The organism is Geodermatophilus aquaeductus (genome assembly GCF_900182545.1).
In the GTDB taxonomy this organism is placed as follows: domain Bacteria; phylum Actinomycetota; class Actinomycetes; order Mycobacteriales; family Geodermatophilaceae; genus Geodermatophilus; species Geodermatophilus aquaeductus.
Genome location: NZ_FXTJ01000006.1, coordinates 92,090 through 118,682, shown reverse-complemented (window position 1 = coordinate 118,682; position 26,593 = coordinate 92,090). Strand labels below are relative to the sequence as shown.

At 73.4% G+C, this 26,593-nt stretch carries 29 protein-coding genes and 1 riboswitch; of the genes, 15 read left to right on the top strand and 14 right to left on the bottom strand.

Annotated elements, in window-relative coordinates; translation table 11 throughout:
* Positions 1-7: 7 nt before the first annotated feature.
* Entirely contained in the window at positions 8-526 is a 519-nt protein-coding gene (locus FN207_RS15995) for an HAD domain-containing protein (RefSeq protein WP_142459472.1), read from the bottom strand.
* 101 nt (positions 527-627) lie between these two features.
* Here FN207_RS15995 and FN207_RS15990 point away from each other — a divergent pair, with 101 nt between their 5' ends.
* On the top strand, positions 628-1,209 hold the full coding sequence (locus FN207_RS15990) for a TerD family protein (protein WP_142459471.1): 582 nt from the start codon (positions 628-630) through the stop codon (positions 1,207-1,209).
* A 46-nt stretch (positions 1,210-1,255) separates the two neighbouring features.
* Here the strand turns inward: FN207_RS15990 and FN207_RS15985 are convergent, their stop codons facing one another.
* Both FN207_RS15985 and FN207_RS15980 read right to left on the bottom strand, forming a co-directional pair.
* The gene (locus tag FN207_RS15985) at positions 1,256-2,458 is read right to left on the bottom strand and encodes a putative periplasmic lipoprotein (RefSeq protein ID WP_142459470.1); all 1,203 of its coding nucleotides are present in this window, start codon (positions 2,456-2,458) and stop codon (positions 1,256-1,258) included.
* Positions 2,459-2,483: 25 nt separating this feature from the next.
* Positions 2,484-3,689 (bottom strand): hypothetical protein, encoded by a 1,206-nt coding sequence (locus FN207_RS15980; protein WP_142459469.1) that lies wholly within the window; start codon positions 3,687-3,689, stop codon positions 2,484-2,486.
* Positions 3,690-3,889: 200 nt separating this feature from the next.
* On the opposite strand from FN207_RS15980, the gene FN207_RS15975 reads away from it, so the two are divergent.
* Positions 3,890-4,255 (top strand): DUF4333 domain-containing protein, encoded by a 366-nt coding sequence (locus tag FN207_RS15975; RefSeq protein ID WP_142459468.1) that lies wholly within the window; start codon positions 3,890-3,892, stop codon positions 4,253-4,255.
* A 150-nt stretch (positions 4,256-4,405) separates the two neighbouring features.
* On the opposite strand, the gene FN207_RS15970 is transcribed toward FN207_RS15975, so the two are convergent.
* Entirely contained in the window at positions 4,406-4,651 is a 246-nt protein-coding gene (locus FN207_RS15970; RefSeq protein ID WP_281282147.1) for a ribbon-helix-helix domain-containing protein, read from the bottom strand.
* Positions 4,652-4,758: 107 nt separating this feature from the next.
* On the opposite strand from FN207_RS15970, the gene FN207_RS15965 reads away from it, so the two are divergent.
* A complete protein-coding gene (locus tag FN207_RS15965; RefSeq protein ID WP_142459466.1) occupies positions 4,759-4,995 on the top strand; it encodes a FitA-like ribbon-helix-helix domain-containing protein in 237 nt (78 codons plus the stop codon).
* A gap of 97 nt (positions 4,996-5,092) precedes the next feature.
* Here the strand turns inward: FN207_RS15965 and FN207_RS15960 are convergent, their stop codons facing one another.
* Positions 5,093-5,950, bottom strand: coding sequence for a trypsin-like serine protease (locus tag FN207_RS15960; protein WP_142459465.1), 858 nt, complete (start codon positions 5,948-5,950; stop codon positions 5,093-5,095).
* Positions 5,951-6,160: 210 nt separating this feature from the next.
* On the opposite strand from FN207_RS15960, the gene FN207_RS15955 reads away from it, so the two are divergent.
* Positions 6,161-7,558, top strand: a complete 1,398-nt coding sequence (locus FN207_RS15955; RefSeq protein ID WP_142459464.1) for a DUF4407 domain-containing protein — start codon at positions 6,161-6,163, stop codon at positions 7,556-7,558.
* Entirely contained in the window at positions 7,551-8,147 is a 597-nt protein-coding gene (locus tag FN207_RS15950) for a hypothetical protein (RefSeq protein WP_142459463.1), read from the top strand. Before FN207_RS15955 ends, FN207_RS15950 begins: the two co-directional genes overlap by 8 nt.
* A gap of 1 nt (position 8,148) precedes the next feature.
* On the opposite strand, the gene FN207_RS15945 is transcribed toward FN207_RS15950, so the two are convergent.
* Together FN207_RS15945 and FN207_RS15940 are read right to left on the bottom strand one after the other, a co-directional pair.
* Positions 8,149-8,757 carry a tetratricopeptide repeat protein gene (locus FN207_RS15945; RefSeq protein WP_142459462.1) on the bottom strand — a complete coding sequence of 203 codons (609 nt, stop codon included), beginning with the start codon at positions 8,755-8,757 and terminating at the stop codon, positions 8,149-8,151.
* 112 nt (positions 8,758-8,869) lie between these two features.
* Positions 8,870-9,241 carry a DUF1330 domain-containing protein gene (locus FN207_RS15940; RefSeq protein ID WP_142459461.1) on the bottom strand — a complete coding sequence of 124 codons (372 nt, stop codon included), beginning with the start codon at positions 9,239-9,241 and terminating at the stop codon, positions 8,870-8,872.
* A gap of 130 nt (positions 9,242-9,371) precedes the next feature.
* Here FN207_RS15940 and FN207_RS15935 point away from each other — a divergent pair, with 130 nt between their 5' ends.
* Entirely contained in the window at positions 9,372-9,644 is a 273-nt protein-coding gene (locus FN207_RS15935) for a type II toxin-antitoxin system Phd/YefM family antitoxin (RefSeq protein ID WP_142459460.1), read from the top strand.
* Positions 9,645-9,749: 105 nt separating this feature from the next.
* On the opposite strand, the gene FN207_RS15930 is transcribed toward FN207_RS15935, so the two are convergent.
* Positions 9,750-11,147 (bottom strand): ADP-ribosylglycohydrolase family protein, encoded by a 1,398-nt coding sequence (locus tag FN207_RS15930; protein WP_142459459.1) that lies wholly within the window; start codon positions 11,145-11,147, stop codon positions 9,750-9,752.
* Positions 11,148-11,222: 75 nt separating this feature from the next.
* Between FN207_RS15930 and FN207_RS15925 the strand changes: the two genes are divergently transcribed.
* Entirely contained in the window at positions 11,223-14,498 is a 3,276-nt protein-coding gene (locus tag FN207_RS15925) for a TM0106 family RecB-like putative nuclease (RefSeq protein ID WP_142459458.1), read from the top strand.
* The gene (locus FN207_RS15920; RefSeq protein ID WP_142459457.1) at positions 14,491-14,916 is read left to right on the top strand and encodes a hypothetical protein; all 426 of its coding nucleotides are present in this window, start codon (positions 14,491-14,493) and stop codon (positions 14,914-14,916) included. Before FN207_RS15925 ends, FN207_RS15920 begins: the two co-directional genes overlap by 8 nt.
* Before the next feature lie 7 nt (positions 14,917-14,923).
* Here the strand turns inward: FN207_RS15920 and FN207_RS15915 are convergent, their stop codons facing one another.
* The 3 genes from FN207_RS15915 to FN207_RS15905 all read right to left on the bottom strand — a co-directional run bounded on the left by FN207_RS15915 (position 14,924) and on the right by FN207_RS15905 (position 17,280).
* Positions 14,924-15,337 carry a protein NO VEIN domain-containing protein gene (locus FN207_RS15915; protein ID WP_185938371.1) on the bottom strand — a complete coding sequence of 138 codons (414 nt, stop codon included), beginning with the start codon at positions 15,335-15,337 and terminating at the stop codon, positions 14,924-14,926.
* 101 nt (positions 15,338-15,438) lie between these two features.
* Positions 15,439-16,614, bottom strand: coding sequence for an HNH endonuclease signature motif containing protein (locus tag FN207_RS15910; RefSeq protein ID WP_142459455.1), 1,176 nt, complete (start codon positions 16,612-16,614; stop codon positions 15,439-15,441).
* A gap of 150 nt (positions 16,615-16,764) precedes the next feature.
* Complete coding sequence (locus FN207_RS15905; RefSeq protein WP_142459454.1) at positions 16,765-17,280, bottom strand: C40 family peptidase; 516 nt, start codon at positions 17,278-17,280, stop codon at positions 16,765-16,767.
* Positions 17,281-17,292: 12 nt separating this feature from the next.
* A riboswitch (cyclic di-AMP (ydaO/yuaA leader) is annotated at positions 17,293-17,426 on the bottom strand.
* 379 nt (positions 17,427-17,805) lie between these two features.
* Here FN207_RS15905 and FN207_RS26335 point away from each other — a divergent pair.
* Both FN207_RS26335 and FN207_RS15900 read left to right on the top strand, forming a co-directional pair.
* A complete protein-coding gene (locus FN207_RS26335; RefSeq protein ID WP_185938370.1) occupies positions 17,806-17,964 on the top strand; it encodes a hypothetical protein in 159 nt (52 codons plus the stop codon).
* Positions 17,965-18,188: 224 nt separating this feature from the next.
* Positions 18,189-18,782 (top strand): PASTA domain-containing protein, encoded by a 594-nt coding sequence (locus FN207_RS15900; RefSeq protein WP_142459453.1) that lies wholly within the window; start codon positions 18,189-18,191, stop codon positions 18,780-18,782.
* A gap of 26 nt (positions 18,783-18,808) precedes the next feature.
* On the opposite strand, the gene FN207_RS15895 is transcribed toward FN207_RS15900, so the two are convergent.
* Genes FN207_RS15895 through FN207_RS15885 form a run of 3 tightly spaced genes read right to left on the bottom strand, consistent with a single transcriptional unit; the run spans position 18,809 to position 23,135 of the window.
* Complete coding sequence (locus FN207_RS15895) at positions 18,809-20,602, bottom strand: ArnT family glycosyltransferase (protein ID WP_142459452.1); 1,794 nt, start codon at positions 20,600-20,602, stop codon at positions 18,809-18,811.
* Positions 20,599-21,900 carry a glycosyltransferase gene (locus FN207_RS15890; RefSeq protein WP_221888232.1) on the bottom strand — a complete coding sequence of 434 codons (1,302 nt, stop codon included), beginning with the start codon at positions 21,898-21,900 and terminating at the stop codon, positions 20,599-20,601. Before FN207_RS15890 ends, FN207_RS15895 begins: the two co-directional genes overlap by 4 nt.
* A gap of 2 nt (positions 21,901-21,902) precedes the next feature.
* On the bottom strand, positions 21,903-23,135 hold the full coding sequence (locus FN207_RS15885; RefSeq protein ID WP_142459451.1) for a glycosyltransferase: 1,233 nt from the start codon (positions 23,133-23,135) through the stop codon (positions 21,903-21,905).
* A gap of 371 nt (positions 23,136-23,506) precedes the next feature.
* Between FN207_RS15885 and FN207_RS15880 the strand changes: the two genes are divergently transcribed.
* The 5 genes from FN207_RS15880 to FN207_RS15860 all read left to right on the top strand — a co-directional run bounded on the left by FN207_RS15880 (position 23,507) and on the right by FN207_RS15860 (position 26,545).
* Positions 23,507-23,800 carry a hypothetical protein gene (locus FN207_RS15880; RefSeq protein ID WP_142459450.1) on the top strand — a complete coding sequence of 98 codons (294 nt, stop codon included), beginning with the start codon at positions 23,507-23,509 and terminating at the stop codon, positions 23,798-23,800.
* Between the two features lie 72 nt (positions 23,801-23,872).
* Positions 23,873-24,949 (top strand): sigma-70 family RNA polymerase sigma factor, encoded by a 1,077-nt coding sequence (locus FN207_RS15875; protein ID WP_142459449.1) that lies wholly within the window; start codon positions 23,873-23,875, stop codon positions 24,947-24,949.
* Positions 24,946-25,860, top strand: coding sequence for an STAS domain-containing protein (locus tag FN207_RS15870; protein WP_142459448.1), 915 nt, complete (start codon positions 24,946-24,948; stop codon positions 25,858-25,860). The genes FN207_RS15875 and FN207_RS15870 overlap by 4 nt, the downstream gene beginning before the upstream one ends.
* Positions 25,857-26,246: an STAS domain-containing protein gene (locus tag FN207_RS15865; RefSeq protein WP_142459447.1), complete on the top strand. Its 390-nt coding sequence runs from the start codon at positions 25,857-25,859 to the stop codon at positions 26,244-26,246. The genes FN207_RS15870 and FN207_RS15865 overlap by 4 nt, the downstream gene beginning before the upstream one ends.
* Positions 26,243-26,545, top strand: a complete 303-nt coding sequence (locus FN207_RS15860; protein WP_142459446.1) for a phosphatase RsbU N-terminal domain-containing protein — start codon at positions 26,243-26,245, stop codon at positions 26,543-26,545. Before FN207_RS15865 ends, FN207_RS15860 begins: the two co-directional genes overlap by 4 nt.
* Positions 26,546-26,593 lie beyond the last annotated feature (48 nt).

Here is a 26,593-nt window from a genome sequence, read left to right as displayed (position 1 = left end):
CCGCGGCTCACAACCACGCCTCGACCGCGTCGAGCTGGGAGTGGGTGAGTCCGACGGCCAGGTCCGGGGCGACCACCAGCACGTGCGGGTTCGCAGCCAGCCAGTCGCCGGTGTCGTCCGCCTGCTCGGCGAGGTCGTCGTCGATCCACACGATCCGCCGGTCCGGCTCTGACTCGGCGACCTCCTGGGCGACGGCCAGCTTCCACCAGCCCGAGGCGCCGTCGAGCGACCCGAGGAAGCCGGTCGGCGCGGTGTCGGCGCGGGCGTGGGTCTTGAGCCCCCGCGGCAGGCCCATCGGCTCGGCCAGCAGCCGGTCGGCGTCGGTGGTCCACGTGGTCAGCCACTGGATCTCCACCCGGCCCGACTCGTGCAGCTCCCGCAGGCGGGCGGTGATGGTCGGGTCCCAGGACAGCCGGAAGCCGTTGAACGTGCCCTGCCGCCAGCCCTCGGGCAGCTGCCGGCGTGGCGCGTTGAGCACGCCGTCGACGTCGAGCAGCAGGATCGGACGGTCCCCGGTCGCACCCATGTGCGGTCACTACCCGCGACCACACGCGCCGCTCCGTGGTGATCCGAGCCGGCATCGGGCAGCATCAGCGGGCCGCGTCCGGACCCCACAGGAGGAGCACCATGTCCGTCGTCCTCACCAAGGGCGGGAACGTCTCGCTGTCCAAGGAGGCGCCCGGCCTCAAGGCCGTCAACGTCGGCCTCGGCTGGGACGTGGCCACCTTCTCCACCGCCGAGTACGACCTCGACGCCTCGGCGATCATGGTCGACGCCAACGGCAGGGTGACCCCGGGCGACGAGGGCTTCGTCTTCTTCAACAACCTGCGCAGCCCCGACGGCTCGGTCGTGCACACCGGCGACAACCTGACCGGTGAGGGGGAGGGCGACGACGAGGTCATCCAGGTCGACCTGGCCGCCGTCCCGCCGTTCGTGCAGAAGATCGTCTTCGCGGTGTCCATCTACGACGCCGACAGCCGCCGGCAGAACTTCGGCGGCGTCCGCAACGCCTTCATCCGCGTTGTCGACCAGGTCTCGCACCGCGAGATCACCCGCTTCGACCTCACCGAGGACGCCTCCATGGAGACCGCGATGGTCTTCGGTGAGCTCTACCGCCGCGACGCCGACTGGAAGTTCCGCGCCGTCGGCCAGGGCTACGCCTCCGGCCTGCGCGGCATCGCCCAGGACTTCGGCGTCAGCGTCGGCTGAACCCATGGGTGCCCCGGCCGCCCGCGCGGGCGGGGCACCGGCGACTTCAGCCGACGAGGACGACGAGGTCGGCGTAGCCGTCCACCTCCAGGCACGCCGCGCCGGCGGCCAGCGTCCGCCCGTCCGCGGACAGCGCCGGCGGGGTCGCGCTCCCGGACTCGCACAGCGGGACGTCGGCCACGACCGCGCCGGTCGCCAGGTCCACCGTGGCCACGCCCGCACCGCCGCCGGGCCACGAGTGGGACAGGTACACGTGGCTCCCGCCCGGCTCGGGGACGAGACCGTGGGCCGTGCCGGCGAGGACCGTGCTGGCCTCCACGGCGCCGTCCCGCACGGTCACCAGCCGCGGCGAGCCGGTCTCCCACCCGCCGTCGAGCACGGAGGCCAGGACGGTCCCGTCCGGCAGCACCGCCACCGCGAAGCCGATGCCCGGGTCCTGCTCGAGGACGTCAAACGGCTCGCCGACCGGCTGCAGGTCGGCGTCGTACCGGGCCAGGACGACCTCGTCCCCGCCGCCCGCGGGGTCGCGGTCGACCGTCACCAGCGCGACCAGCCCGCCGTCCGGGTGCGCGGCCACCTGCACCTCGACCGCCTGACCGGGCTCGTCCACCCCCAGCGGCGCGCTCGCCTCGACCTCCCCGGTGGCCACGTCGACCCGCGCTAGGCGGCTGGTCAGGTGCCCGTCGACGGACCACTGCAGGACGCCGTGCAGCGTCTCGCCGTCGGGGGAGAGGACGGCGCTGAAGGCGTCCGGCGTGTCCATCTCGGGATCGGCCTCGACGGGCACGACCTCCGGCTCGTCGGCGCCGGGCGTGAGCACCGCGAGGACGACGTCCTGGCCGTAGGGGTCCTCGCGCCGGCGCGGGTCCCCGGGCTCGATGAGGACGACGCCGGTCGTGACCACCGTGCCGTCGGCCGCGACCTGCACGTCCTCGGCGACGGCGAACGGACCGCCCTCGGTGGCGGTGCCCGCGGTGAGACCGCCGCCGTCGCCGGGGGCGAGCTCGAGCAGCACGCTGGAGTGCTCGAGGGGGTCCTCGCTGGTGAACAGGACGACGAACCCTCCGTCCGGGGTCGCCGCGACGTCCTGGGCCTCCAGTCCGGAGCCCAGCTCGGCGTCGGCGTCCACCCGCCCGACCTCCTGGGCGAGCGGGCCGGCCGCCGTGGGCACCACCCGCCCGACGACGGTGGACGAGCAGCCGGCCAGCAGCACGGCGGAGCTGAGCAGCGCGGCGGTGCCGGTGCGCACGGGGGACTCCTTGGGTGAGGGGTGGTCAGCCGACGAGGAGGGCGAGCTCGGCGGTGTCGTCGTCGCCGTGGCAGGCGGCGGTGGCGGCCAGCGTCCGGCCGTCCGCGGCGAGGGCGAGCGGGTCGGCGGAGCCGGCGGTGCAGGTGGCGACGTCGGCGACGGTCTCTCCGGTGGTCAGGTCGACCGTGGCGACGCCGGTGCCGGCTCCGGGGCGTCCATGCGACAGGTACGCGTGCTGCCCGCCCGGCTCGACGACGAGGTCGACGCCCGTGCCGGGCAGGACCGTGGTCGCCTGCACCGCGCCGTCCCGCACGGTCACCAGCCGCGGCTCGCCGGTGTCCCACTCGCCGGCCACGACGGAGACGACGACGGCGCCGTCGGGCAGCACGGCGAGCGCGTAGCCGGTGCTCTCCTCCTCGTCGACCACCTCGACCGGGTCGCCGAGCGGCTGCAGGTCGGCGTCGTACTGGGCGAGGACGGTGCCGTCGACGTCGCCCTCGGCGTCCCGGTCGGTGGTCACGAGCGCGGCCAGGCCACCGTCCGGGCGCAGTGCGACGTCGTACGCGACTGTGCTCCCCGGCGACTCGACGCCCAGCGGCGCGCTCGCGGTGACCTCGCCGGTGGCGACGTCGACGGCGGCCAGCCGGTTGACGGTGTCGCCGTCGACGGACCAGCGCAGGCTTGCGTACAGCGTGGCGCCGTCGGGGGAGAGGACGCCGGTGCCGAGGTCAGGGGTGCCCAGCTCGGCGTCGGCGGCGATGCGGCGGAGGTCCGGCTCGTCGCTGCCCGGCTCGAGGACGATCACGGCGAGGTCCTGCTCGCGGCCCTCGCCGCTGGTGTCCGCGGGGAAGACGGGCGCGAGGGCGACCACGGTGCCGTCGGGGGCGACGTGCACCTCGCCGAGGTCGACGGCCGGCGGACCCTCGATCACCTCGCCGACGGCCAGGCCGCCGTCCTCCTGGACGAGATCGACGAGGACGCTGCGGTGGTTGCTGGCGACGTCGCCGGTGAGCAGGACGACGAAGCCGCCGTCGGGGGTGGCGGCCACGTCGGAGATGCGGACGTGTCCGTCCACCTCCGCGTCGACCTCGACCTGCGCGAGGAGCTCGGTGAGCGGCCCCGCGGCGGCCGGGCCGGCGGGCTCGGCGGTGCCGACGACGGAGGACGAGCAGCCGGCCACGAGGACGGCGGTACCGAGCAGCGCGGCGGCGCCGATCCGGGGCGAGCGCATGGGTACGGACTCCTGGGGTGCGTGGGCTGGTGCTCGCACCCTGGGTGGTCGGCCTTGCGGCGTCCTTGTCGCCCGCCTGCACCAATGCTTGCCCGTGCTGCAACGCCCTCTGCGACACGCCGCGGGCACCAAGCGGTATCCGGAACTCGCCCGTGTCGTGCGGTATGCACGCGAAGTAGTCACTCGAGAGCGGGGTACACGTGCGTGCCGTCAAGTCCGGACAGTCCTTCGTGCGACGGATCGCTGGCCTCGCTCCGATCGGAGTGGTGCTGACGGTGGGTGCGACGGCATGCACTCACGCGATTCCGGGTGTCGGCTCGCCCGCCATCGACAGTGATCGGGCTTCCGCGGTGCTGGACCGGTCGGTGGCAGAGAACGACATCGCCGCGCAGTTGGAGGACACGTTCGGTGTCGCCGCCGACGTGTACTGCGACGACGACATGCACGTCATCACGGGCGCTCACTACCGATGCACCGCGCACACCGAGGACGGTCTCTCGGCTGAACTCGAGATCGTGATCACTGACGCGCAGTCGGCGGCTTACACCTGGGAAGTCGCGAGCTGAGGTCTCACTCCGACGCCCGAGACCTGCCGGGCGACTCCGGCGTCAGGTGGGAGTTCCAGAGCTTCGAGGATCCGCCTGCGGACGATGAGCAGCAGGCGCAGCGCAGGGCCGCGGCACCCCTCGTGCAACTGGGCAGGGCGGATAAGCGCGTCAGTCGAGGTCGTCGAGCGGGGTCCGGGCGGCGCGCTCGGCCAGAGCATCCAGGTCGTCGGCCCTGGAGTCCGCGGTCAGGATGGCTGCGTCATGGGCTGCGATCTGCCGGCGCCGTTCGCGCTGGAGTGCCTGGCTGACCACCGCGGCGCGGGACGCCGCTCGGCCGTCGGGCACCAGCTGATCGACGAACGCTACGAGTTCGTCAGGCAAGCGGACGGCGATCCGAGTGCTCACCCTTTGCATGATCCCCCGTCGGGATGCACGGGGGACTCGAGCAGTCAGCGGCGGCAAACCTTCCGGTGCCGCCTCATCTCCGCGCAAGCTGCTCGCGGTGCTGCCACTGTGCATGCATGCCGGTGTCGATGACCATCCGCGACGTCCCGGACGAGACGCGCGACGAGCTCGCCGCACGCGCCGCCCGAGCCGGTCAGTCGCTGCAGGAGTACGTGCGCGCCCAGCTGATCGAGCTGGCCCGGCGTCCGAGCCCCATGGACCTCTGGGACCGAGTCGAGCGCCGGGTCCGGGCGAGCGGAGGCCGGCCGGCGGCCCGGGAGATCCTCGACCTCCGCGACGAGGACCGTCGGTGACGGCCTTCCACGTCGAGTTCCGGACTCCCTGACCGGACGACGAGGGCCGCCCCGCTGCGGCAGTGAGCCACGGCGGGACGGCCCCGTCTGCAGTGCGTCAGAGGGTGACGCGATCGATCTCGCCGGCTTCGTCGCCGGCGCTCTCGAGGATGAAGGCGATGACGTCGTCGGTGTCTGTCCGGTAGGCGAAGCCGGTGCCGGCGCAGGCGCCGTTCATCACGAACGAGTTGACCGCCGTCACCGTGTCGCCGATGAGGATCGGACCACCGGAGTCGCCGAAGCACGTGCCGCCGCGGCCGCCGCCCGGGTTGGTCGACAGCTTCACGTTGTAGCCGCCGGCGTTGGTGCCGTTGAGCCCGATGATGAAGCTCTCGGCGGTCAGCCGCTCCCGGTAGGCGACCTGCTTGGTCTGGCTGCCGTTGCTCTCCTGTACGCCGTAGCCGGAGATCGTCACCGTGGCCGAGTTGCCCGGGTGCGCGTCCTTGTAGCTGTCGAGCGAGCCGGCTGTGGCCAGCGAGGCGTACTCGTCGATCTCCGGGTAGGCGGTCTGCACCGGGGCGTCGAGCACGATCACCCCGACGTCCTTCGTCTCCGGGATGTTGCCCAGGCCCGTGTAGCCGTACGAGTAGAGCTCGTCCGATGTCACGCCACCGCCGGTCGGGTACTCCGATACCTCGGCCTGGACGTCCTGCTCGAAGTAGACCCGCGCGGTCGGAGCCACGGTGCCTTGGTCGTCGAGCGTCACGCAGTGCCCCGCCGTCAGGAAGACGCGGTCGGTGAGCAGCGTGCCGGAGCAGCGGTGCGACGCCGTGCCGTCCGGGTTGTAGAAGACGGCGAGGCCGACGTACTCGTGCTCGTGGTCGTCGGTGAAGTTGCCCGTGATCGCCTGCGCGGCGGTCCCGCCGGCCAGCACCAGCGCCGATGCCAGTGCCACCGTGGTGACGGTCTTCCGCATCCGGTTCCCCCTCGAATCCGTACCGGTCCAGTACCGGTGCGCGGAGGTTAGTGAGCAGAACTCAGGACACGCCAGTCCGGAGTCGGAACGTTCCGTTCGGTGACGTGGGACGGATGTGACGACGGCGTCCCGACCCGCACCGCGACTGCCGATGGCTCAGGAGAGCGGCGGACGAACCACGACCCCCGGCGCTCGGGGAGTGCATCGCACATGGCTGGACGACGACGGCTCCAGGACCGCCTCGCGGTCCTCGGTGGCGCGCGGCCCGACCTGCTCGAGGCGGCGCCCGGCGCACGCCCGCGCTTCGCCGCGCTGGGTGGTGTCCTGCTCAGCACCGGCGGTCTCGCCGTCGCCTCGGCGTCGTTCGCGCTGCACATGGCCCTCGGCGTCTGGTGGCCGTTCGCGCTGGTGCTCGGTCTCGGCTGGGGCGCGGTGGTGGTCAACCTCGACCGGATGCTGCTGGTCGGCATGGCGCACGACGCCTCGCTCAAGCGCAACCTCGCGCTCGCCGTCCCGCGCGTGGGGTTGGCGCTGATCCTGGGCGTCGTCGTCGCCACGCCCCTCACGCTGCAGGTGTTCCACAAGGAGATCGACGCCGAGATCACCGTCATGCAGGCCGAGGCCGCGGACGCGTACCGGCAGTCGCTGGAGTCCGACGCGCGCTTCGCCGGCCTCACCGACCTGCAGGAGCGGGTGACGCAGGGGCAGGACGTCGTCGCCACCGGCGGGCAGAGCGACCCTGCGCTGGCCCTGGTGCAGGCCGACGTCACCACCAAGCAGGCCGCGTACGACGCCGCCCTGGCCACCCAGCGCGACCTCGAGGCGCGCGCCCAGTGCGAGCTCGACGGCACCTGCGGCACGGGCGACGCCGGCACGGGTGAGGCCTACGTCCAGGCCCGCGCCGCCGCCGACGCGCAGGCCGCCGTCGTGGCTTCGGCCCGTGCGGCTCTCGACGACGCGCAGGAGACGGCGTCCGACGCCGAGTCGCGCAGTGCCGACCTCGCCGCCGCCTCGCTGACGACCGACCAGGCCGAGCTGGCCCGGCTGACCGCCGAACTCGACCGGCTGCAGGCCGCGTTCGACTCCACCAACGAGGGCTCCGGCGGCATCCTGCTGCGGCTCGAGGCGCTCGACCGGCTGAGCGACAGCAACGCCACGCTGGCCGTCGCGAAGTTCATGCTGTCGCTGCTGTTCATGTGCGTCGAGATCCTGCCGGTGCTCATGAAGGTGCTGCTCAACTTCGGCCCGCCGACCGCCTACGACAAGCTCGCGGCGCTGCGCGACAGCGGCGACGTCGAGATCGAGGAGCTGCAGCAGCAGTCGCGGCGCACCGTGGCCGAGGCCAAGGAGGAACTCCTGGTCATGGCCGAGCAGGAGCGCCTCGACCGGCAGAAGGCCGTCATCCGCGCCCGCCACCTCGCCGCGCTGGCGCAGGCCCAGGTCGAGGCCGAGGAGGCAGCCCGCCCGGCGCCGCAGCCGGCTCCGGCCGCCGTTGATGAGCCCGCCCGGCAGCTCTGGGACACCGGCCCGATCCGCCTGGCCCGCTCGGCCGCACGGACGATCCGCCCGTCCCGCCGCCCGGGCGGTCGGGTTCCCACCGGTGTCTGACGCCGTCACGACGGCCTGGGGCCCGCTGTCCGAGGCGCGCATCCTCACCGGTGACGAGCGGATCGGCGGTGCGGACGCACGGCTCCGGGACTTCTGGGCCTGGACCCTCTCGGACCTGCGGACCAACACCGTGCGCCCGATGCTCGCCGAGTACCTGGTCGCCCGGGCGGTGGGTGTAGACCATCGCCCGCGGATCGAGTGGGACTCCTACGACGTGCTGACCCCGGACGGGCTGCGGCTGGAGGTCAAGTCCAGCGCCTACCTGCAGGCGTGGGAGCAGACCCGGCTGTCGACCATCGAGTTCGGCGGACTCAACGCACGTACCTGGTCGTCGACCGAGGGCTACAGCACGAGCGGCTCGTACAACGCCGACGGCTACGTCTTTGCCGTCCACACGGCGAAGGAGCACGCCACCTACGACGCGCTCGACCTCGACCAGTGGTCGTTCTGGGTCCTGCCGGTCAGCGCGATCGCGGCCACCGGCCAGCGCAACATCCGGCTGTCCGTCGTCGAGCGGATGGCCGGTCCGCCGGTGACCTACGCCGGGCTTGCCGACCGCATTCGCGAGGTCGTCGTCCCCACGGCCTGAGTCACTCGAACGGATCCTCGTCGAGGGTCGGCGGCTCGGGGACCAGCTCGTCCCACTCGTCGGCCGGCATGCCCAGGGCCCGGCGGACCCGTCCCCGGGACACCAGCAGGTGGGCGGCCTGGCGCAGCACCTGGTCCTCCGAGGCGTCGTCGCCGTCGATCACGTCGTCCAGCGACCGCCGGACCCCCAGCGTCAACCAGCGGTGCGCCTCGCGCAGATCGCCGTGCACCTCGTAGTCCTCGCCGAGGAGCAGGTAGACGTCGACGTCGGACGGGCGCTCCCGGCGCAACTGCCCGGCCAGCTCCCGGGCGGCGTCCACGTCCCCCACCTCGAGCAGGGCGTGGTGCAGGAAGCAGCGCACGTCGGGGTCGACCGGCTCACCCGTCGCGACGGCCCGGCGGAGCACCCGCAGTGCCTCCTGCACGTCACCGACCCGGCTGAGCTGGCTCCCGGCGAACACCAGCAGCTCGGCGGCGTTGACCTCGTCGCCGGGCCGGGTGCCCTCGGCGGCCCACGCCTCCAGCTGCCGCGCCACGGCGCGGCTCTGCTCCGGCGTCTGGCCGGGGGAGTACGTCGCGTCGAGGTCGTCCTGCGTGCGCGGCCTCCGCATGGCCCGAACCTACGACCCGAATGCGACGCGGGGTTCTCGACGATGTGCGCTGACGGCGCATTCTTGACCGGGGAATGCGCCGTGAGCGCACATCGTCCGGCGGAGGGGGAGGTCAGCCGCGGTCCCAGGCGGTGGTCGGCTGCAGCACGGCCTCGGTCAGTGCCTCCGTGCGGAAGTGCGTGACCTGCTGGTACTCCTGATCGGCGACCATGCGGCTGAACGCCTCCCGCGAGGGATAGCGCACGAGCAGTACCGCGTCCCAGTCCTGGCCCTGCTCGGCCACGAGCGGGGTGCCGCCCTCGCCGGCGTAGAGCACCTCGCCGCCGTAGCGGGGGAGGAACGTCTCGCGTAGAGCCTGCGCGTAGCGCGCGTAGGACTCACGGCCACCCTCGGCGAACCGGAGCAGGTTGAGCATCACCACCGGCCCGCCCGGGTCCTCCTGGAGAAAGCGCTTCAGGTCTGCACCACGGGGGTCGACGGCCATGCTCGCGACGCTAACAAGGCAGACCTGGGATGTATGTGCGCGCACAGGTGCACAGAGGGACACCGGTCCGTTCCGCCGTCGAGCGCCGCCGCACGGATCATCCGCCCGTCTCGTCGGCCAGACTCGTTGCATGACGACCGTGCCGCTCCATGAGGCGAGACAGAAATTGTCGGCGCTGGTCGAAGCGGTCGAGAGGACCCACGAGGTCATCACGATCACCCGCTGTGGAAGAGAGGCCGCCGTCCTCGTTGCCAAGGAGGACCTCGACTCGTTGCACGAGACCCTCTTCTGGCTCTCGCAGCAGGACGTTCGTGCAGACGTCGGGAAGGCCCGTGCTGAGGACCAGCGCGGAGAGATCGCCCGCGGTGAGGAACTGAGGGCCGCGTTCGGCCTGGGCAGATGACCGCCCCTCGAGGTCCGCGTCTTCTCGGCGGCACCGCGTCAGCTCGAACGCTCCTCGCGGAGCGCCGTCCAGCACGGAACAGGGTGAGTCGATGGCGCACGACCCTCAGCGGGAGGCCAGGCGATCCAGGGCCGTGGTGAAGCTGGCGTTCCACAGGCCGAGGTGCGGCCAGCGCTCCGCGACGTGCGCCGTCGCCTCCTCGACCGACATCCCCCGCTCGCGCACCAGCCAGCCGCGCAGCACCAGCCCGGTCCGCGACGCCCCGCCGTGGCAGTGCACGAGCACCCGGTGTCCCTCGGCGTGCAGCGCGGTGAGGTCGTCGAGGACGTCGGTGAGCATGACGTCGAGGTCGACGTTGTGGTCGTTGTCGGCGATGTAGGCCATCCGGTGGTTGGTGTGCGGGAACGGCTCGCCCAGCCGGCACAGCGAGATGACCGCGAAGTCCTCGTCGGAGTACCGCGCGCCGTCGAGGTTGCCCGCCCAGATCCCCGGCAGGACCTCCACCGGGCCGATCCGCGGGATGACGCCGGGGTCGTACGACGGCACCGGCTTGCCGTCGAGCGCCGCGGCGAGCTGCTGCAGGTCGGGCAGCCGCCACACGGGTCCAGGAAAACCGGGGACGACGCCGTGCACTGCCGACGACCACCGCATCGGGATGCCGCCCATCCCGTACACCGCGCCGGCCAGGCCGCCGGCCACGCACGCGACCGTGTCGGTGTCGCCGCCCAGGTCGATCACCAGCCGCAGCACCTCGGCGAAGTCACGCCCCCGCCGCAGCGCCCAGACCGCCTGCCCGAGCGTCGGCCACACCGCGCCGTTCGACTCGGTCGCCATCGACGGCTCCCAGTCGGGGGCCAGCACGGCCGCCCACCGGTCCCGGTGCTCGGGCGTCACCAGCGACAGGGCATCGGGGACGGCGGCCAGCGGGTCGCCGCCGTCGAGCGCCACCCGCAGCAGCTCGTGGAAGACGGCGCAGCCCTCGCCGGCGGACGCGTCCCCGTGGGTCAGCGCGGAGATCCGGCGCGCGGCGTCCACGGTCGCGTCGGTGCTGAAGCGGGAGAACCAGATCGCCGCCGGCGTCGTCCGCATCAGCGAGCCGTTCCCCGCCGCGTGCCCCGACCGCGCGAAGTGCTCGGCGGCAGCGCGATCCCACGGCAGGCCGGACGACAGCACCGCCCGCGTCTGGTTGCCGATGTCCGGCGGCTCGGCCTCCGCCCAGGTGACGAACCGCGCGAACAGGTCCGGTTCGGACAGCCCGCCGCGTTCCACCAGCGACTGCGCCACCAGCAGCGCCATCTGGGTGTCGTCGGTGAACTCGCCCGGCTCCCACCCCAGTGACCCGCCGCCGCACATCTCTGTCGACGACCCGCGGGCGGGGGAGGGGAAGCGGGCGGAAAACGCCCCGGGCGGGCCGAACTCGAACGGCGCACCCAGCGCGTCACCCACCGCCGAGCCGACGAGGGCACCCGCCACCCGGTGCGAGCGGTGCAGTCCAGCAGTCACGCGCGTCAGTCTGCGTGACGCGGTCCGGCGCGGAGCACGCCGATCACGGTCCTCGCATGAGACCGTCCCGTCTCGATGTACCGCACCGACGGCTCGCTGCTCCTGAGCCCCACCGACCTGACCCGCCACCAGGCGTGCCCGCACGTGACGACGCTCGACCTCGCCGTCGCCGACGGCCGGCTCAAGCCGCTCGCCGAGGGCCCGACCGACCACGCCGCGCTCATCGCCGACCTCGGCACCGAGCACGAGATGCGCTACCTCGACGCGCTCGAGGCCGAGGGCCGCACCGTCGTCCGCATCCCGGCGCGGTTCGACGCCGCTGGCCGCCGCGAGGCCGAGGCGCTGACGCTGCAGGCCATGCGCGACGGCGTCGACGTCATCTCGCAGGCCCAGTTCTTCGACGGCGTCTGGGGCGGTGCCGCCGACTTCCTGCTCAAGGTCGCGACGCCGTCCGACCTGGGGAACTGGTCCTACGAGGTCGCCGACGCCAAGCTCGCCCGCCGCGTCAAGGTGCCGGCGCTGCTGCAGATGGCCACCTACGCCGAGCGCCTGGCCGTCCTCCAGGGCCGCCACCCCGACCGCGTCTGCGTGGTCACCGGCGACGGCGTCACCAACCCCTGGCGGCTGGTCGACGTCGCCGCGTACGCCCGCCGCGCCCGGCGCAATCTGACCGCCTTCGTCGCCGATCCGCCGGCCACCGAGCCGGTCCCGACGTCCTACTGCAACCAGTGCACGTGGAAGCCGCGCTGCGACGCCGAGCTGCTGGCCGCCGACGACCTCAGCCTGGTCGCCGGCATGCGCCGCGACACCCGCGAGGCCCTGCGCGCCGCCGGCATCGCCACGCTCGAGCAGTTGGCCCACGCGGACCCGGAGACGCTCAAGGCCGCCCGCATCGGCGCGGCCACCCGCACCCGGCTGCAGGAGCAGGCGCGCCAGCAGCTCGACGAGCGCCGCACCGGCGTCCCGAGCCGCACGCTGCTGCCCCCGTCGGGATTCACCGGCCTGCTCCGGCTCCCCGAGCCCAGCCACGGCGACCTCTACCTCGACTTCGAGGGCGACCCCCACTCCGCCGACGGCGCGGGGCTGGAGTACCTCGCCGGCATCGGCGACCGGCAGGGGAGCTTCACCGCGCTGTGGGCGCACGACCCGGTCGCCGAGAGGCAGATGGTCGCCGACCTCGTCGACCTGATCGTGGAGGCCTGGCGCAACGACCCGGGCATGCACGTCTACCACTACGCCGCCTACGAGGTCAGCGCGCTCAAGCGGCTCACCGGCCGGTACGGGGTCCGCGAGGCCGAGCTCGACCAGCTGCTGCGCGCCGAGCGGTTCGTCGACCTCTATCCCGTGGTCAAGCAGTCGATGCGGATCAGCAAGGGCTCGTACTCGATCAAGAAGGTCGAGGCGTTCTATGGCCGGCAGCACACCGGCGACGTCGCCGACGCCATGAGCAGCGTCATCGCCTACGAGCAGTGGCTCGCCGACCGCGACCCCAAGCGCCTCGAGGCGATCGAGCTCTACAACAAGGACGACGTCGACTCGACCCGCGAGCTGCACGACTGGCTGGAGACGCAGCGCGAGGAGTTGGTCCGCCAGTACGGTGACCAGCCGCGCCCGCTGCTGCCCGAGGCCACCGGCCCGGCGCCGCGGTCGGAGGCCGAGGTCGAGGAACTCGCCCTGGTCGAGCGGCTCCAGGAGGCCGGGCACGACCTGCTCGGCGACCTCGTGCAGTGGCACCGCCGTGAGGCCCGCCCCGGCTGGTGGGAGTTCTTCGCCCGCGCCGACCTCGACGACGCCGCGCTCGTCGAGGACGGCACCGCGCTCGGCCAGCTGACCGCGCCGGTCGAGATCGGCCAGGAGAAGCGCTCGAAGCTCTACGAGTACCGGTTCCCGCCGCAGGACACGAAGCTCTCGGCCGGGTCCACGGCGGTCGACGTCGACCAGCGGGTCAGTGTGGGCACCGTCGTCGCGCTGGACGCTGTCGCGGGGCGGCTCGTCGTCAAGACCGCCAAGCCGGCCGTGGCCGCGCGCGGGCTCGGGCCGAGCGGACCGCTCGACGACAAGGGCATGCGGGCAGCCATCGCCGCGACCGCCGACGACGTCCTCGCCGGCCGCGACTGCCTCGGTCAGGCGCTGCTCGAGCGGCGGGTGCCCGCGGACTGCCGCCGTCGCCCCGACGAGCAGGCCGGCGACGCCGTCGTCCGGCTCGGGCTGCGGCTCGACGGCGAGGTGCTCGCCGTGCAGGGCCCGCCCGGCAGCGGCAAGACGCGCGCCGCCTCGCACCTGATCCGCGCGCTGCTCGACGCCGGCAAGAAGGTCGGCGTCACGGCCACCTCGCACGCCGTGATCGGCAACGTGCTGTCGGCCGTGAGCCGACCCGCGCTGCAGAAGTGCGAGGAGAAGCAGGCCTGCGGTGCGCCGGGCGTGGAGTGGTCGAAGAACGGCAAGGAGGTCGCCTCCCGGCTGCTCGACGGCGACGTGTCGCTGGTCGGCGGGACCGCGTGGTTCTGGACGCAGCCGGACCTGGCCGAGGCCGTCGACGTGCTCGTCGTCGACGAGGCGGGGCAGTTCTCACTGGCCAACGCGGTGGCGGTGGCGCGGTCGGCCCGCTCGCTGGTCCTCCTGGGCGACCCGCAGCAGCTGGCGCAGCCGACGCAGGGCGTGCACCCGGGGGAGTCCGGGCTCTCGGCGCTCGAGCACCTGCTCGAGGGGCACCCGACCGTGCCGGAGGGTCGCGGGATCTTCCTCGACACGACCTACCGGATGCACCCGGCGCTGACCGCGTTCGTGTCCGACCTGGCGTACGAGGGCCGGCTGGAGTCGGCGCCGCTGCGCGAGCGGATCACCGTGCGGCCGGGCGGGCTGGTGTCGGGGTCGGGGCTCGCGGTGCGGGAGGTCCGGCACACGGTGGCGTGCTCGGCGTCGTCTGCGGAGGAGGCGGCCGAGGTGGCCGCTGTCTGGCAGTCGCTGCAGGGCGTCGGCTGGGTGGACGCCGAGGGCGCCGAGCGGCCGATCGGTCCCGACGACGTGCTCGTCGTGGCGCCGTACAACAACCAGGTGGCGCTGATCCGCTCGCTGCTGCCCGACGGCGCGCGGGTGGGCACCGTCGACCGGTTCCAGGGCCAGGAGGCGCCGGTGGTCGTCTACTCGACGACGTCGACGTCGGCCGAGGAGGCGCCGCGCGGGGTGTCGTTCCTGTACGACCTCAACCGCCTCAACGTGGCGGTGTCGCGGGCGAAGGCGCTGGCCGTGGTGGTGATGAGCCCGCTGCTGCTCGACGCCGCCGTGCGGACGCCGGAGCAGCTGCGCCAGGTCAACGCGATGTGCCGGCTGGCCGAGATGGCCGGTGTCTGACACCGCGGAGCTCGCCGCCTTGGTCGGCGTCGCGCCCGACGTGCTGGTGCGGGCGCTGGGCGACGCCTGGACGGAGGTCCGCGGGCCCGAGCACGAGCGGTGGTTCGTGAGCGGCCGGCCGGCACAGGTGGCGGTCGGCTGGGACGGCTTCGGGTTCACGCTGGCCCGCCCCGAGCCGCGGTGGTCGGGTCCGGCGGAGCTGGTGTGGGAGTTCGTGGCCGACCGCCGGTTCTCCTCCGACGAGGTGCTCTACGAGCGGGCGGCTCTGGCCGAGGCGGGCGAGGAGGTCGCCCGCAAGCGGCGCCGCACCTTCCGCTGGTGCCCGGTGTGCCGGCAGGTCAACGCCCGCGAGCACGTCCACGACAACACCGGCCTCTGCATGGCCTGCGCCGAGCGCTACATCGGCATCCAGCACTGACCTGCGCTCAGTCGTCTAGCGCCAGGACCGCGTCGTAGACGGCGACGGGTAGGGGCACTTCGTAGTAGTGGCGCTCTCTCGCCTTCGCCATGAGTTGCTGCAGTTGCTCGCCGCCGACTCGGAGGAGTCGGAAGTGCGCGGGATCTCCTTGGCGGACGTTCTCGACGAGGTAGAGCCAGAAGCGGTCCGGATCGGCTCTGGCCGCCTGCACCTGACGTGTCTCGAGCCAGAGGTCCTGCCCGCGGAAGCTGGTACCGGCAGCCTTCACCTCGATGATCCGGTCACCACTGACGAGATCCGCGACGGCGCCCTGGTAGCGAGTGTCGATGGCTTCTCGCCCTGCGAGCTTCTCCTGCTGGACGACGAAGCTGATCGCTGCGTCCTCGACCTGCTTCGGTGACCTCAACTCGGATGTCGCCACGCCGCCACTCCTCGAAGTCGTCGTCACAGTGAGCCGACGCGTACCCAAGCCCGGCATGTGCTCAAGGGCAACCAGGACGCGGAGCAGCAGCTGTCGGGATCTCAGGCGACAGGAGCGAGGAGCGGTGACGGCGTGGTGATCTCGGTGCCGTCGGGTCGCCAGGTGTGCCATCGGCCGTCGGGTTGTCGCTCGACCCGGAACCCGTGGTGCACCTTGGTGTGGTGGCGTTCGCACAGCAGCGCTGAGTTCTCGAGGCTGGTCTCGCCGTCGTCGATCCAGTGCACGAGGTGGTGCACGTCGGCCCACCAGGTGGGGGCGGCGCAGCCGGCGAAGACGCAGCCGCCGTCGCGGAGCTCGACCGCGCGGCGCAGGTGCCGGTCGGCGAGGCGGTGCTCGCGGCCGAGGTCGAGAGGGACGCCGTCGGGCCCGAAGACCACTCGGCTAACGGCGCCGTCGCAGGCCAGCCAGCGGGCTCTGGCGGCGGAGATGACCGCACCCGACCCGAGGATGGCAGCACCCTTGCCGGGGGCGGGGTCGGCGAGGTCGTCGAGGTCGATGCGGGCCGCCACGTGCGGCTTGACCGTCCGCAGCGTCGGCAGGCCGCCGGAGGCCAGCGCGTTGTCGCACAACTGCACCAAGGCGTCGGCCTGCCGCTGCGCCCGGGTCCGCTCGTCCCCGGCCGGGCGGTCGGCCTGGGTGAAGGACTCCAGGGCGACGGCGAACTTCTCCCCGCCGACGGCGTCCAGGCAGCCGTGGAACGTGCGAGACCCGTCGGCGTGCTTGACCACCGTCAACGAGCGACCCTCGGTGGGATCGGGCTCGGGACCGTCGGGGTCGAGGTCGTCGCGGTAGCGCTGCACGACCTGCACCAGATCGCCGTGCGGTTGGTCGATGGCGACCTGGGTGAACACCGCGTCGATCACGGCCAGGCCGACGCCCTGAGCGGCAGCTGAGGCCAGCCGCTGCGGTGTCACCGCCCGCGCCGCCTCGGCCACCTGCGCCGCGGACACCAGACCAGCGTCGTGCGCCTCGGCCAGCGCCGGTAGGTGCTCCAGCGCCCGCCCGTTGCGCACCAGCCGCGACGCCTCGGCCGGTGACAGGCGGCAGTGCCCGCGCAGCCAGGAGGCCATCGACTTCTGTCCGTCGCGCTCGGGTGCCTGCGACAGCTCCGCCGCCCGCACACAGCGGGCCAGCGCGGCGTCGATCCGGTTGCGCTCGGCGACCAGCGCGGCGACGTCGTCGAGGACGTCACCGCCGCCCAGATCACCCGAACACATGTACGAAGTCTAGCCGACTATGCCGGGTCGATCAACGTGAAAGCCCAGGTCAGGCCGCTGTCGACACGTCCGCAGGCTGTTCGGGAAGTGCTCGATGCGGGGCGCGACGGCGCCCCGGCCGAGAGGGCCGGGGCGCCGTCGGAGCGTGCGTCAGGCGACGCGGCGGGCGCCCGCGTAGCTCGGCATCGAGTCCAGGTTCACCACGGCCACCGGCTTGCCGGCGGTCGAGGCGTGGACCATCTGGCCGTTGCCGATGTACATGCCCACGTGCGAGACCGGGCTGTAGAAGAACACCAGGTCGCCGGGCTTGAGATCCGCCTTCGCCACCGGGGTGCCGAACGTCGACTGCAGCTTGGAGGTCCGCGGGATCGTGATGCCGGCGGCCTTGTAGGCGTAGCTGGTCAGCCCGGAGCAGTCGAAGGAGTTCGGGCCGGTGGCGCCGTAGACGTACGGGTCGCCGACCTGGGCGAGGGCGGTGTCGACGGCGACCTGCGCCGCGCCGTTGGGAGCGGGCGCCGGCGCGGCGGCGGCCACGGCCACGGTGCCGGGGTCACCCGCAGCAGCCGAGGCCGGGAGGGGCGTGAGGGCGATGCCGGCTCCGGCGACGGCCGCGACGGCGATGCCGCGGAACGAGCGACGGGCGAGGGACGTGCGTGCAGTCGTCATCGACGACGGTTCTCCTGTTCTCCACGACCGCCTACCGGGTTAGCTGACGGGTTCGGACGGGGGAGTCGCCCGGCGCGACGAGTCGCGCTTCACCCCAGAACTGCGGTGGGTCCCCGGTCCGGGTACCGGCTCGGTGCCGGCATCCGGTTCGGCGGCGTCCGGCGGGTGTCACACGGGAGGTGACGGGAGGCCCGGCCAAACCGCGACGACGGTAGGGACGCCGTCTTGAGCGCTCAACCGGTGCGACCCCTCGCCACGCCCGACCGCATCGCCGTGACTTGACCCGCGGCCCGGATCCGACACGCCTGCGCCACCAGGACCGATCAGGTCCTCCGACGTGTCCGGCCGCCGACTCGCCGGGCGCCGACACGCCGTGAAGTACGAAAACGGGCGGGGCGGTGCGTCCGCACGCGCAGTCAACGACCGGCCACGCCCCATGCGCGGTGAGAGCCCGCCGGGATCACGACGGTTGACCCGCCCGTTGTCGGGGCACCCGTTGGAGCAGTCGAGAGGAGGGAGTACCCCATGGGCATGCTGAGGAAAGTGATCGCCTCGGGCGTCGCCGCAAAGGTCGTCCAGGAGCTCCAGAAGCCGCAGAACCAGGCGAAGATCAAGCAGTTCATCCGGGACTACCAGGCGAAGAACAAGGGTGGCGGCAAGCGACCGACCGGTCGCGGCTACTGATCCCGCACGGCTGACCGCGGCCCCCGTCCCTCCCCGGGACGGGGGCCGCGGTGCGTCCGGGGTGGCTGGGGCGCCCCGTGACCGGTTCGGGACGACGCCGTGCCGGATGTCCCGGACGACGGCGTGCCGGCGTGTGAGGCTCCCGCCGTCCTCGCGTGACACCGACGTCGCGGCCCGTCGTGGCCGGCCGGTGCGCGCTCCGCACGACCACCACGGGGTGTCCCATGACCCAGCCGCCTCCCGGCCACCCGACCGGCCCGCCGAACGGCCAGATCTGGTCCGTTCCGCAGGGCCCGACGCCCGGCTTCCCCCCGCCCGTCCCGCCGAAGCAGACGCCGGTCTACCTGCGTCCCTGGTTCGCCGTCCTCGCCTTGGTCCTCGTCGTGGGGGCCATCGGCTCGGCGCTCGGGGGCGGGGACGACGAGGAGACGGCGCCCGCGGCCGCCGCCACCACCACGGTCACGCAGACCGTGACGGCCACCCCGAGCGCGCAGCCGGTCGTGCCGCCCGTCGCCAGCACCCCGCCGCCCGCGGTCGCCCCGAGCACCACGACCGCCCCGGCCCCGCCGCCGGCGCCGGTCGTCGACTTCGCCATGCCGTCCGTCGTCGGCATGAACCTGCAGGACGCCCAGAACCTGATCCAGACCCACGGCGTCTTCCTCAGCCTGTCCCACGACCTGCTCGGCACCCGCAACCAGCTCGTCGACTCGAACTGGAAGGTGTGCGACCAGAACGTCCCGGCCGGCCAGCGGGTCAGCGGTGACGCCGAGGGCGCCATCGACCTCGGCGTCGTCAAGCTCGAGGAGTCCTGCCCCTGATCGAGGCGCCGTGCCGGCCGCGGCGCTCAGCCCCCGGCCAGCACGGCTCCCACCGTCTCCTCGCTGGTCTCGTACTTCGCCGCGAGCGCCGGCACCGACAGGGTGTCCCGCTCCTGCCGGATCGCGGTGACCTGGCCGTTGGTCAGGTCAGGCCACTCCAGGCTGTCCTCGGCCATGAAGGCGTCCACCCGCCGCAGCTCGGCCTCCAGCTCGGCGGCCACGCGCGCGTCCTCCTCGGCCTCGATGCGGGCCTCCTCGGCGGGCGTGAGCACCCGGCGCACCTCCACCCGCGAGCGGCCCTCGCCCTGCGCCCACAGCAGCTCGCTGTGCTCGTGGGCCTCGGCCACGACCGGCAGCGCGTTCTCGGCGACGTCGATCGACCACACCAGGTAGTCGATGCCCCGGTAGTCCCCGCCGAGGCGGTCGGCCACCGCGGCATCGGCGTCGGCCTTGTAGAACCAGACGGCGTCCTCGACCGACCAGCCGGCGTCGACCAGGTCGTTCCAGTAGGAGTTGTCCGCGACGACGACGGCGTCCCGCGGCAGCGCGCCCGCCACGTACTCCACCGTCGTGGCGTGCACGTCGTTGGTGTCCTCGGTCCAGGCGGCCTCGTAGTTGTAGCGCCAGTCTCCGAGCTGCATGACCCCGCCGATCAGCAGCGCTGCCACAACGGTCCCCAGCCCGGCGCGCAGCGCGACGTCGCGACGGCGCATCACCCACCGGCCGACGACGTCGAGCAGCCCGACGCAGGCCAGCGCGCAGAACGGCAGGACGGCGACCGGGTACATGTGCGGCAGGTAGCCCGACGGCCGCAGCGCCACCGCCGCGGCGATGAGCACCGCGAGCGCCACCGGCCGCAGCCGCCGCACGAACAGCGCGGGCAGCGCCGCGCCCACCCCGCCGAGCAGCAGCACCCCGCCGTCGTGCTGCAGCCACGAGTGGAAGGTGTCGTAGGCGCCGCCCTCGGGGCTGTCCGGGTCGAGGATCCACCCCGACCCCTCCCGCTCGAGGAACTGGAAGCTCACCGCGTCCCACAGCGACACGTGGCCGGGCCCGGGGAACAGCTCGCTGCGGACCAGCGCGAACAGCAGGTACATCGACCCCATCGCCGCGACCAGCAGGGACATGCCCATCACCGAGAACGCCCGCGTGGGGCGGTAGGCCGACTGCCACAGCGCCACCAGCAGCGCCGGGGCGAACATGAGCGTCGTCTCCTTGCTCAGCACCGCCATCCCGAAGCAGAGCCCCGCCGCCATGTGGGAGCCCAGGTGCCGCTCCCGGCTCAGCGCGAGGACGAACGCGCCGAGCAGCCACGGCAGCGCGACGTTGTCCAGCAGCACCTGGCGGCCCTCGTAGAGCACCAGCGGGTCGACCGCCCAGAAGAGCATCGCCAGCAGCGCCCAGCCCCGCGTGAGGCCGAGGCGCTTGGCCAGCAGGTAGGTCAGCAGCGCGGTGGCCAGCGTGCACACGACCATGACGACGCGCCCCGCCAGCACCGCCGAGGTGGACCCGTCGAGCACCGCGTCCGGCAGCCAGGAGACCAGCGCCAGCTGCAGCCAGCCGACCGGCGGGTGGTCGTACCAGTAGGTGTAGGGCGACAGCGAGCCCAGGTGCTGCACCGACCAGGCCTGGGAGTAGTAGGTGCCCTCGTCGTCCCAGTACTGCGGCCAGCCGGCCAGGTTGACCGAGTGCATCACGCCGACCAGGAGGAGCCCGAGGCCGACGGCCAGCCGCTCGTTGCGCGGCCGGGGCCGGGCGACGACGCGGGGGTGGACCGGCGCGGGCGCGACGACGTCGACCCGGTCGAGGACGGCGCTCACGCGGCCCGCTCCTCGTCGCCGACCAGCGTGAGCCGCGGCGGCAGGTGCGACCCGACGTGCGCGGTCTTCTCCCACGCGAAGTCGCCGGTGAGGTACTTGCCGATCGCCCGCAGCACCGCGACCGCCAGCAGCAGCTGGTAGAAGGGCAGCGAGACGACCAGCCGCACGTAGTCGCGCAGCCGGACGTCGAGGCGCATCTCCCGGCCCCACTCGCGCAGGATCAGCATCTCGAAGCCGAGCATCGTCAGGGTCGGCGCGAGCGGCAGGAAGGTGACCAGCACGACCACCGTCGGCACACTGGCCACCAGCCCGGTCAGCACCGCCAGGGGCAGCACGACGCCGGAGAACGCGACCGCGTGCTGCTGCACGAGCGTCCACCACGCGTGGAACCGCTGGGACCGGGTCGGGAGCTTCTTCCACTCGCCCTTCGCGAGTACCTGCATGAAGCCCAGCGCCCACCGCGTCCGCTGCTTGATCAGCTGCGGGATGCGCTCGGGGGTCTCCTCCTGCGTCGCCAGCCGCGAGTCGTAGCCGACGACGATCTTCTTGCCCAGGCACGACAGTCGGACGCCGATCTCGCAGTCCTCGGCCAGGCACTCGCCGTCCCAGCCGCCGACCTCCTCCAGCAGCGCGCGCCGGGTGAACACCGTGTTCCCGCCGAGGGGGATGAACCCCGACAGGGCGTGGCCGTGCAGCCGCGACCGGAACCAGATCCGGTACTCCATGCAGTTGCGCAGCGCGAACCACGAGTCGCGGTAGTTCATGAGGTGCACCGCGCCCTGGACGACGTCGGCGTCCGTGCTGCGGAAGGTCGCGTCGACGTGGGCGAGCAGGCCGGGCTGGGTCAGCGACTCGGCGTCGACGATCCCGACGATCTCCTTGGTGCAGTCCCGCAGCGCCGTGTTCAGCTGCCGCGGCTTGTTCTTGACGGCGTCGTAGTTCACCGACACCCGCACCTGCGCCGGCCACCGCCGGGCCAGCTTCTCCGCGATCTGCACCGTCGACAGGCCGCCGCTCATCGGCTTGGCGTCGTCGTGCCCGACGGAGAACACCACCTCGAAGTCCGGGTGCTCCTGCGCGAGCAGCCGCTCGACGGTCGAGCGCATGACCTCCTCGGTCTCCTCGCGGCACGGGACGATGAGGCTGAAGGAGGTGGTCGGCCGCCCCGCCCGGGGGAAGCCGACCGACCGGTAGGACCGCGGCGAGGACCAGGCGTGCATCTGCCACCACAGGGTCGTCCCGGCCACGACGAGCAGGACGAGCGCGACGACGACGAGCGCGACGGAGAGCAGCAGCACGGTCAGACCTCCGCGTGCTGCCGCGTCGTCCGGGCGGCCCAGCGCGGCCGGCGCGGCCGGTAGACGACCCGGGAGACGAACAGGAAGCGGGCCACGAAGGCGACGGCGAGCGTGACGGCCTGGGCCAGCAGCGCCCACACGTGCCACGTCTCCACGAGCAGCACGAGGAAGGGCAGGCGGACCAGCGCCTCGGCGTTGTTGAACGCCAGGTGCTGCGCCAGCCGGCGTGACCACGAGTTGGGCCCGTCCCGCACGTCCCGGAACACGAACCGCTCCTGCAGCAGGAAGTTGTGCAGGATCGACACCTCGGCGGCTCCCACCGCGGCCGCCACGTAGCCCGCGCCGGAGCGCACGAGCAGCGCCATCACCGCCAGGTTCACCAGCGTGCCGAGGGCGCCGACCGCCGCGAAGCGTGTCATCCGGCCCATCCGCAGACCCAGCATCTGATAGGCGAACTGGACGCCGTTGCGCCACGACGCCTTGCTCTCTCCGGCCACCCGGTCGGCGAAGGTGAACGGCAGCTCGCGCACCCGCAGGTCGTGGCGGGCCAGGATCTCCAGGAGGATCTTGAAACCGCGCGGCCGCAGCCGGGAGGGATCGACGGCCGAGCGGCGGAAGCAGAAGAAGCCGGTCATCGGGTCGGTGCACACCCGCCCGACCCGCCGCGGGAAGCAGGCCTGCGCCAGCGCCGTGCTGCCGCTGGACACCCACCGCCGGTAGACGCTGCTCAGCCCCGAGGAGTCGCCGCCCCCGCCGTAGCGGGAGGCCACGGCCAGGTCGACGTCATCGGCGGCGTCGCGCAGCTCCGGCACCATCTCCGGCGGGTGCTGCAGGTCGCCGTCCATGACGAGCACGAAGTCGCTGTCCGAGGCCGCGATCCCGGCGCTGACCGCGCCCGCCAGGCCGCCGACCCGCTCGTCGCCCTCCCGGTGCAGCACCCGCACCGGCAGGTCGGCCGTCGCCGCCACCCGCGCGACCTCCGCCGGCGTGCCGTCGGTGCTGTCGTCGACGAACAGCACCTCGGCGGACCTCCCGCGCAGGGCCACGCCCAGGCGCTCGACCAGCGGGGCCACGTTCGCGCTCTCGTTGAACGTCGGGACCACGACCGTCGTGTCGACGGCGGTGGGGGCGACCCGGTTGCCGGTGACGACGACGCGCCGGGGTTGGGGCGCGGACGGGAGGTGCTGGGCAGGGCGGTTCTGGGCAGGGCGGTACCGGGCAGGGCGTGCGGCCATGGAGGTCCTCGGGTCGGGGGCGCGTGCGCGGCGAGGGCTCCGCCGGCGCACGCGGACCGGTGCCGCCCCCGTCCGGGGGCACGGGTGTCGGGGACGGCACCGGCCCACGGGGGAGAAGAGGCGCGCGGGCCCCGCGCATGACGCAGCGCGGGGACCGGGCGCCCGGACCGCACCCGCGGCGGGCCGGGCACCCCGGGGCGGCCGCGGCGCAGGGCCCCGCGTCATGCACCGGGGCCGCCCGCGTCAGCGCTCGCCCGGCCACCCTGCGTGACCGCCGACCCGTCGACGGCGGACGTCCCGGCGCGCCGCGTCATCCCCGACCCGCCACGGCGTCGTCACGGGTGCGGGGCATCGAGGGAGGCCAGGACGGCATGACCACAGGCGGGACGACGACCAGGACGAGCACCGACCCGGCGGGAACCCCCGCGGTCCCGCCTCCGCGGCGGCCGCAGGAGCGGCTCGAGCACGTGGAGGCGCTCCGCCGGGCGGCGACCCACCTGGCGACGGCGCAGTTTCTCGAGGGCCGCGCCGACCGCTCGGACAACCCCGTGCTGGCGGCACTGCTGCGCGACCGGGCCCGGGAGCGCCGGCGGCGGGCGGAGCGGATCCTCGTGCGGCTCGGGGTGCGTCCCGTCCGCCGCGGGCCGCCCGGGCAGCGGTGCTGAGCAGGCGGTTCCCCGCCGGCGACGGGAACGGGAGGGGAGACGCGGCGGGGACGCGCGGCGTAGCTTTCCGCCATGGCCGCCGCGGGGCGGGCCGGCCCGGCCGGGGACCGGCCGTCGCCCGCCGAGATCACGGCGCTGATCCCGCTCGTCCGGCGGGTCGTCGCCGCCCGGGTCCCCGACCGGGCGACCGCCGACGACCTCGTGCAGGAGACGCTCGCCCGGGTGCTCGCCGCGTCGGCGCGGGTGGAGCCGGGGATGCTCGAGCCCTACGCCATCGTGACGGCCCGCAACGTCGTCGCCTCCCTCTGGCGGGACCAGGACCGCCAGCGGCGCCACCAGCACCGCGTCGTCGACCTCCGCCCACCCGAGGCGCCCGACGAGGACGTCCTCGTGCAGGAGGACCGCGAGGCGGTCACCGCGGCCCTGGCCCGGCTGACCGACCGGGAGCGCGCGACGCTGCTCGCCCACGAGGTGGCCGGGCAGGACACCCGGTCGCTGGCCGCCGAGCTGGGGTCCACGGCGGGCGCGGTGGCCGCCCAGCTCAACCGGACCCGCGCGCGGCTGCGGGTGGAGTACCTGCTCGCCCTCGAGAACGCCGAGCCCCCGACCGACCGGTGCCGGCCGGTGCTGCTGGCCCTCTCCAGCGGCGACCGGCGCCGGCAGCGCGAGGTCGACGCGGCCCGGCACCTGCTCGAGTGCGACGTCTGCGCGCGGCTCAGCGAGCCGCTCATGGGGCGGGGCCGGACCCGGGACGCCGACGTCCGCGTCCCCGTGCAGTCCGACGCCGACGTCGTGGCCGCGCGCTCGGCCGCCCGCGAGGTCGCGGCCGGTGTCGGCTTCCCCCCGACCGACCTGACCGCGATCGCCACCGCCGTGTCCGAGGTGACCCGCAACATCGTGAAGTTCGCCGACTCCGGTGAGGTCGTGATCGAGGCCGTGGAGGAGCCGCGGGGGATCCGCATCGTCGCGCGCGACGTCGGCCCCGGCATCCCCGACGTCGACCGCGCCCTGGACGACGGCTACAGCACCTACGACGGGCTGGGCCTCGGACTCCCCGGCGCCCGGCGGCTGATGGACGAGTTCGCGATCGTGTCCGAGGTGGGCCGCGGCACGACCGTGACCATGACGAAGTGGTGGGGAGAGCGATGACCGGCACGCAGGACGACGGCAGCCGTACAGGAGCCCGGACCGAGGAGCCGCGGACGACGGGTTCCGACGACGAGGCGCTGCTCCCCGAGCTCGTGGCGCACCTGCGCGAGCACCGCACGAAGCTGCGCCAGCAGTGGGTCTCCCGCATCCGCGAGGAGAACCTGCTGCAGGCCATGACGAGCCAGGAGATGGCGGCCGAGACCACGTCGGTCTACGACAACTACGTGGAGGTGCTCGAGACCGGCAGCGTGGCGGCGCTGCAGCAGTACGCCCGCGACCTCTCCGAGCGGATCATCCCGCGGGGCGTGGAGACCCACGAGGTCGTCGGCATCGTGCTGCTGCTGCGCGACGTGCTCGCCCGCTCGCTGTTCGAGAAGTACCAGCGCGACTTCGGCATGCTCAACCGGGTCCTCGACGCCTACGAGCCGGCCGCCAACCGCATCGCCAACACCGTGGCGGTCAGCTTCGTCGACGAGCGCGAGCGGGTCATCCGCCAGCAGCAGGACTCCATCCGGGAGCTGTCGACGCCGGTGCTGCCCGTGCGGGAGCGGCTGCTGATCCTGCCGATCATCGGGGTCCTCGACAGCGAGCGCGCCCGCCAGCTCACCGTCCAGCTGCTCGGCGGGATCCGCACGCACCGCGCCAAGGTCGTCGTCATCGACATCACCGGTGTCCCCGGGATGGACGAGACGGTGGCCAACCACCTCGTGCAGACCGTCGACGCGTCCCGGCTGATGGGCGCCAGCGTCATCATCACCGGGCTCTCGCCGGACATCGCCCAGACCCTGGTCACCATCGGCGTCGACCTGAGCAAGATGGCCACGATCGGCGACCTGCAGGGCGGTCTGGAGGAGGCCGAGCGGATGCTCGGGTACGCGCCGTCCCGTCCCGAGGGAGCGCCGGCGCCATGACGTCCGGGCCACGGCTGTTCTCGATCCTGCGCCAGGGCGCCATCCTGATCGCCTCCATCCACACCGCCCTGGACGACACGCAGCTGGAGCGCTTCCGCGCGGACCTCATCGACCGGATCGGTCACGACCGCGCGAAGGGCGTGATCATCGACGTCGCGGCGCTCGACGTCATCGACTCCTTCGCCACCCGCACCCTGCGCGGGGTCGCGGACATGGCGCGGCTGCGGGGCGCGCGGACGGTGATCGTCGGCATCCAGCCCGACGTCGCGTTCGTCATCGTCCAGCTCGGCATGGACACCGGGTCCCTGGTGACGGCGCTGGACCTGGAGGAGGGCCTGGCCCACCTGGCCGCCGTGACCGGCGCGCCGATCGGCCCGGGCCGGTGACCACGATCGCCGACCTGCACCGGGACCACCGGGCGGCGTTCCTGCGCCACCTCGGCCGCCGCGAGGAGTCGGCGCTGGCCGCCGGCTACCAGCTCGGGCGCTCGGCGCTCGCCGCGGACATCAGCCTGCTGGAGGTGGTCCGTGTGCACCACGACGTCCTCATCGAGGTGCTGCGCGACACCCCCGCCGACGAGGTCCCGGCCGTGGCGCAGGCGGCGTCGGACTTCCTGCTCGAGCTGGTCGCCAGCTACGACATGTCGCAGCGGCGTTCCCCCGGCGGGCGCGGCCGCCCGGGCTGACCCCGCCACCCCGGCCCACCGTGTCCCGGGCCGCACGGTGGGGTACCC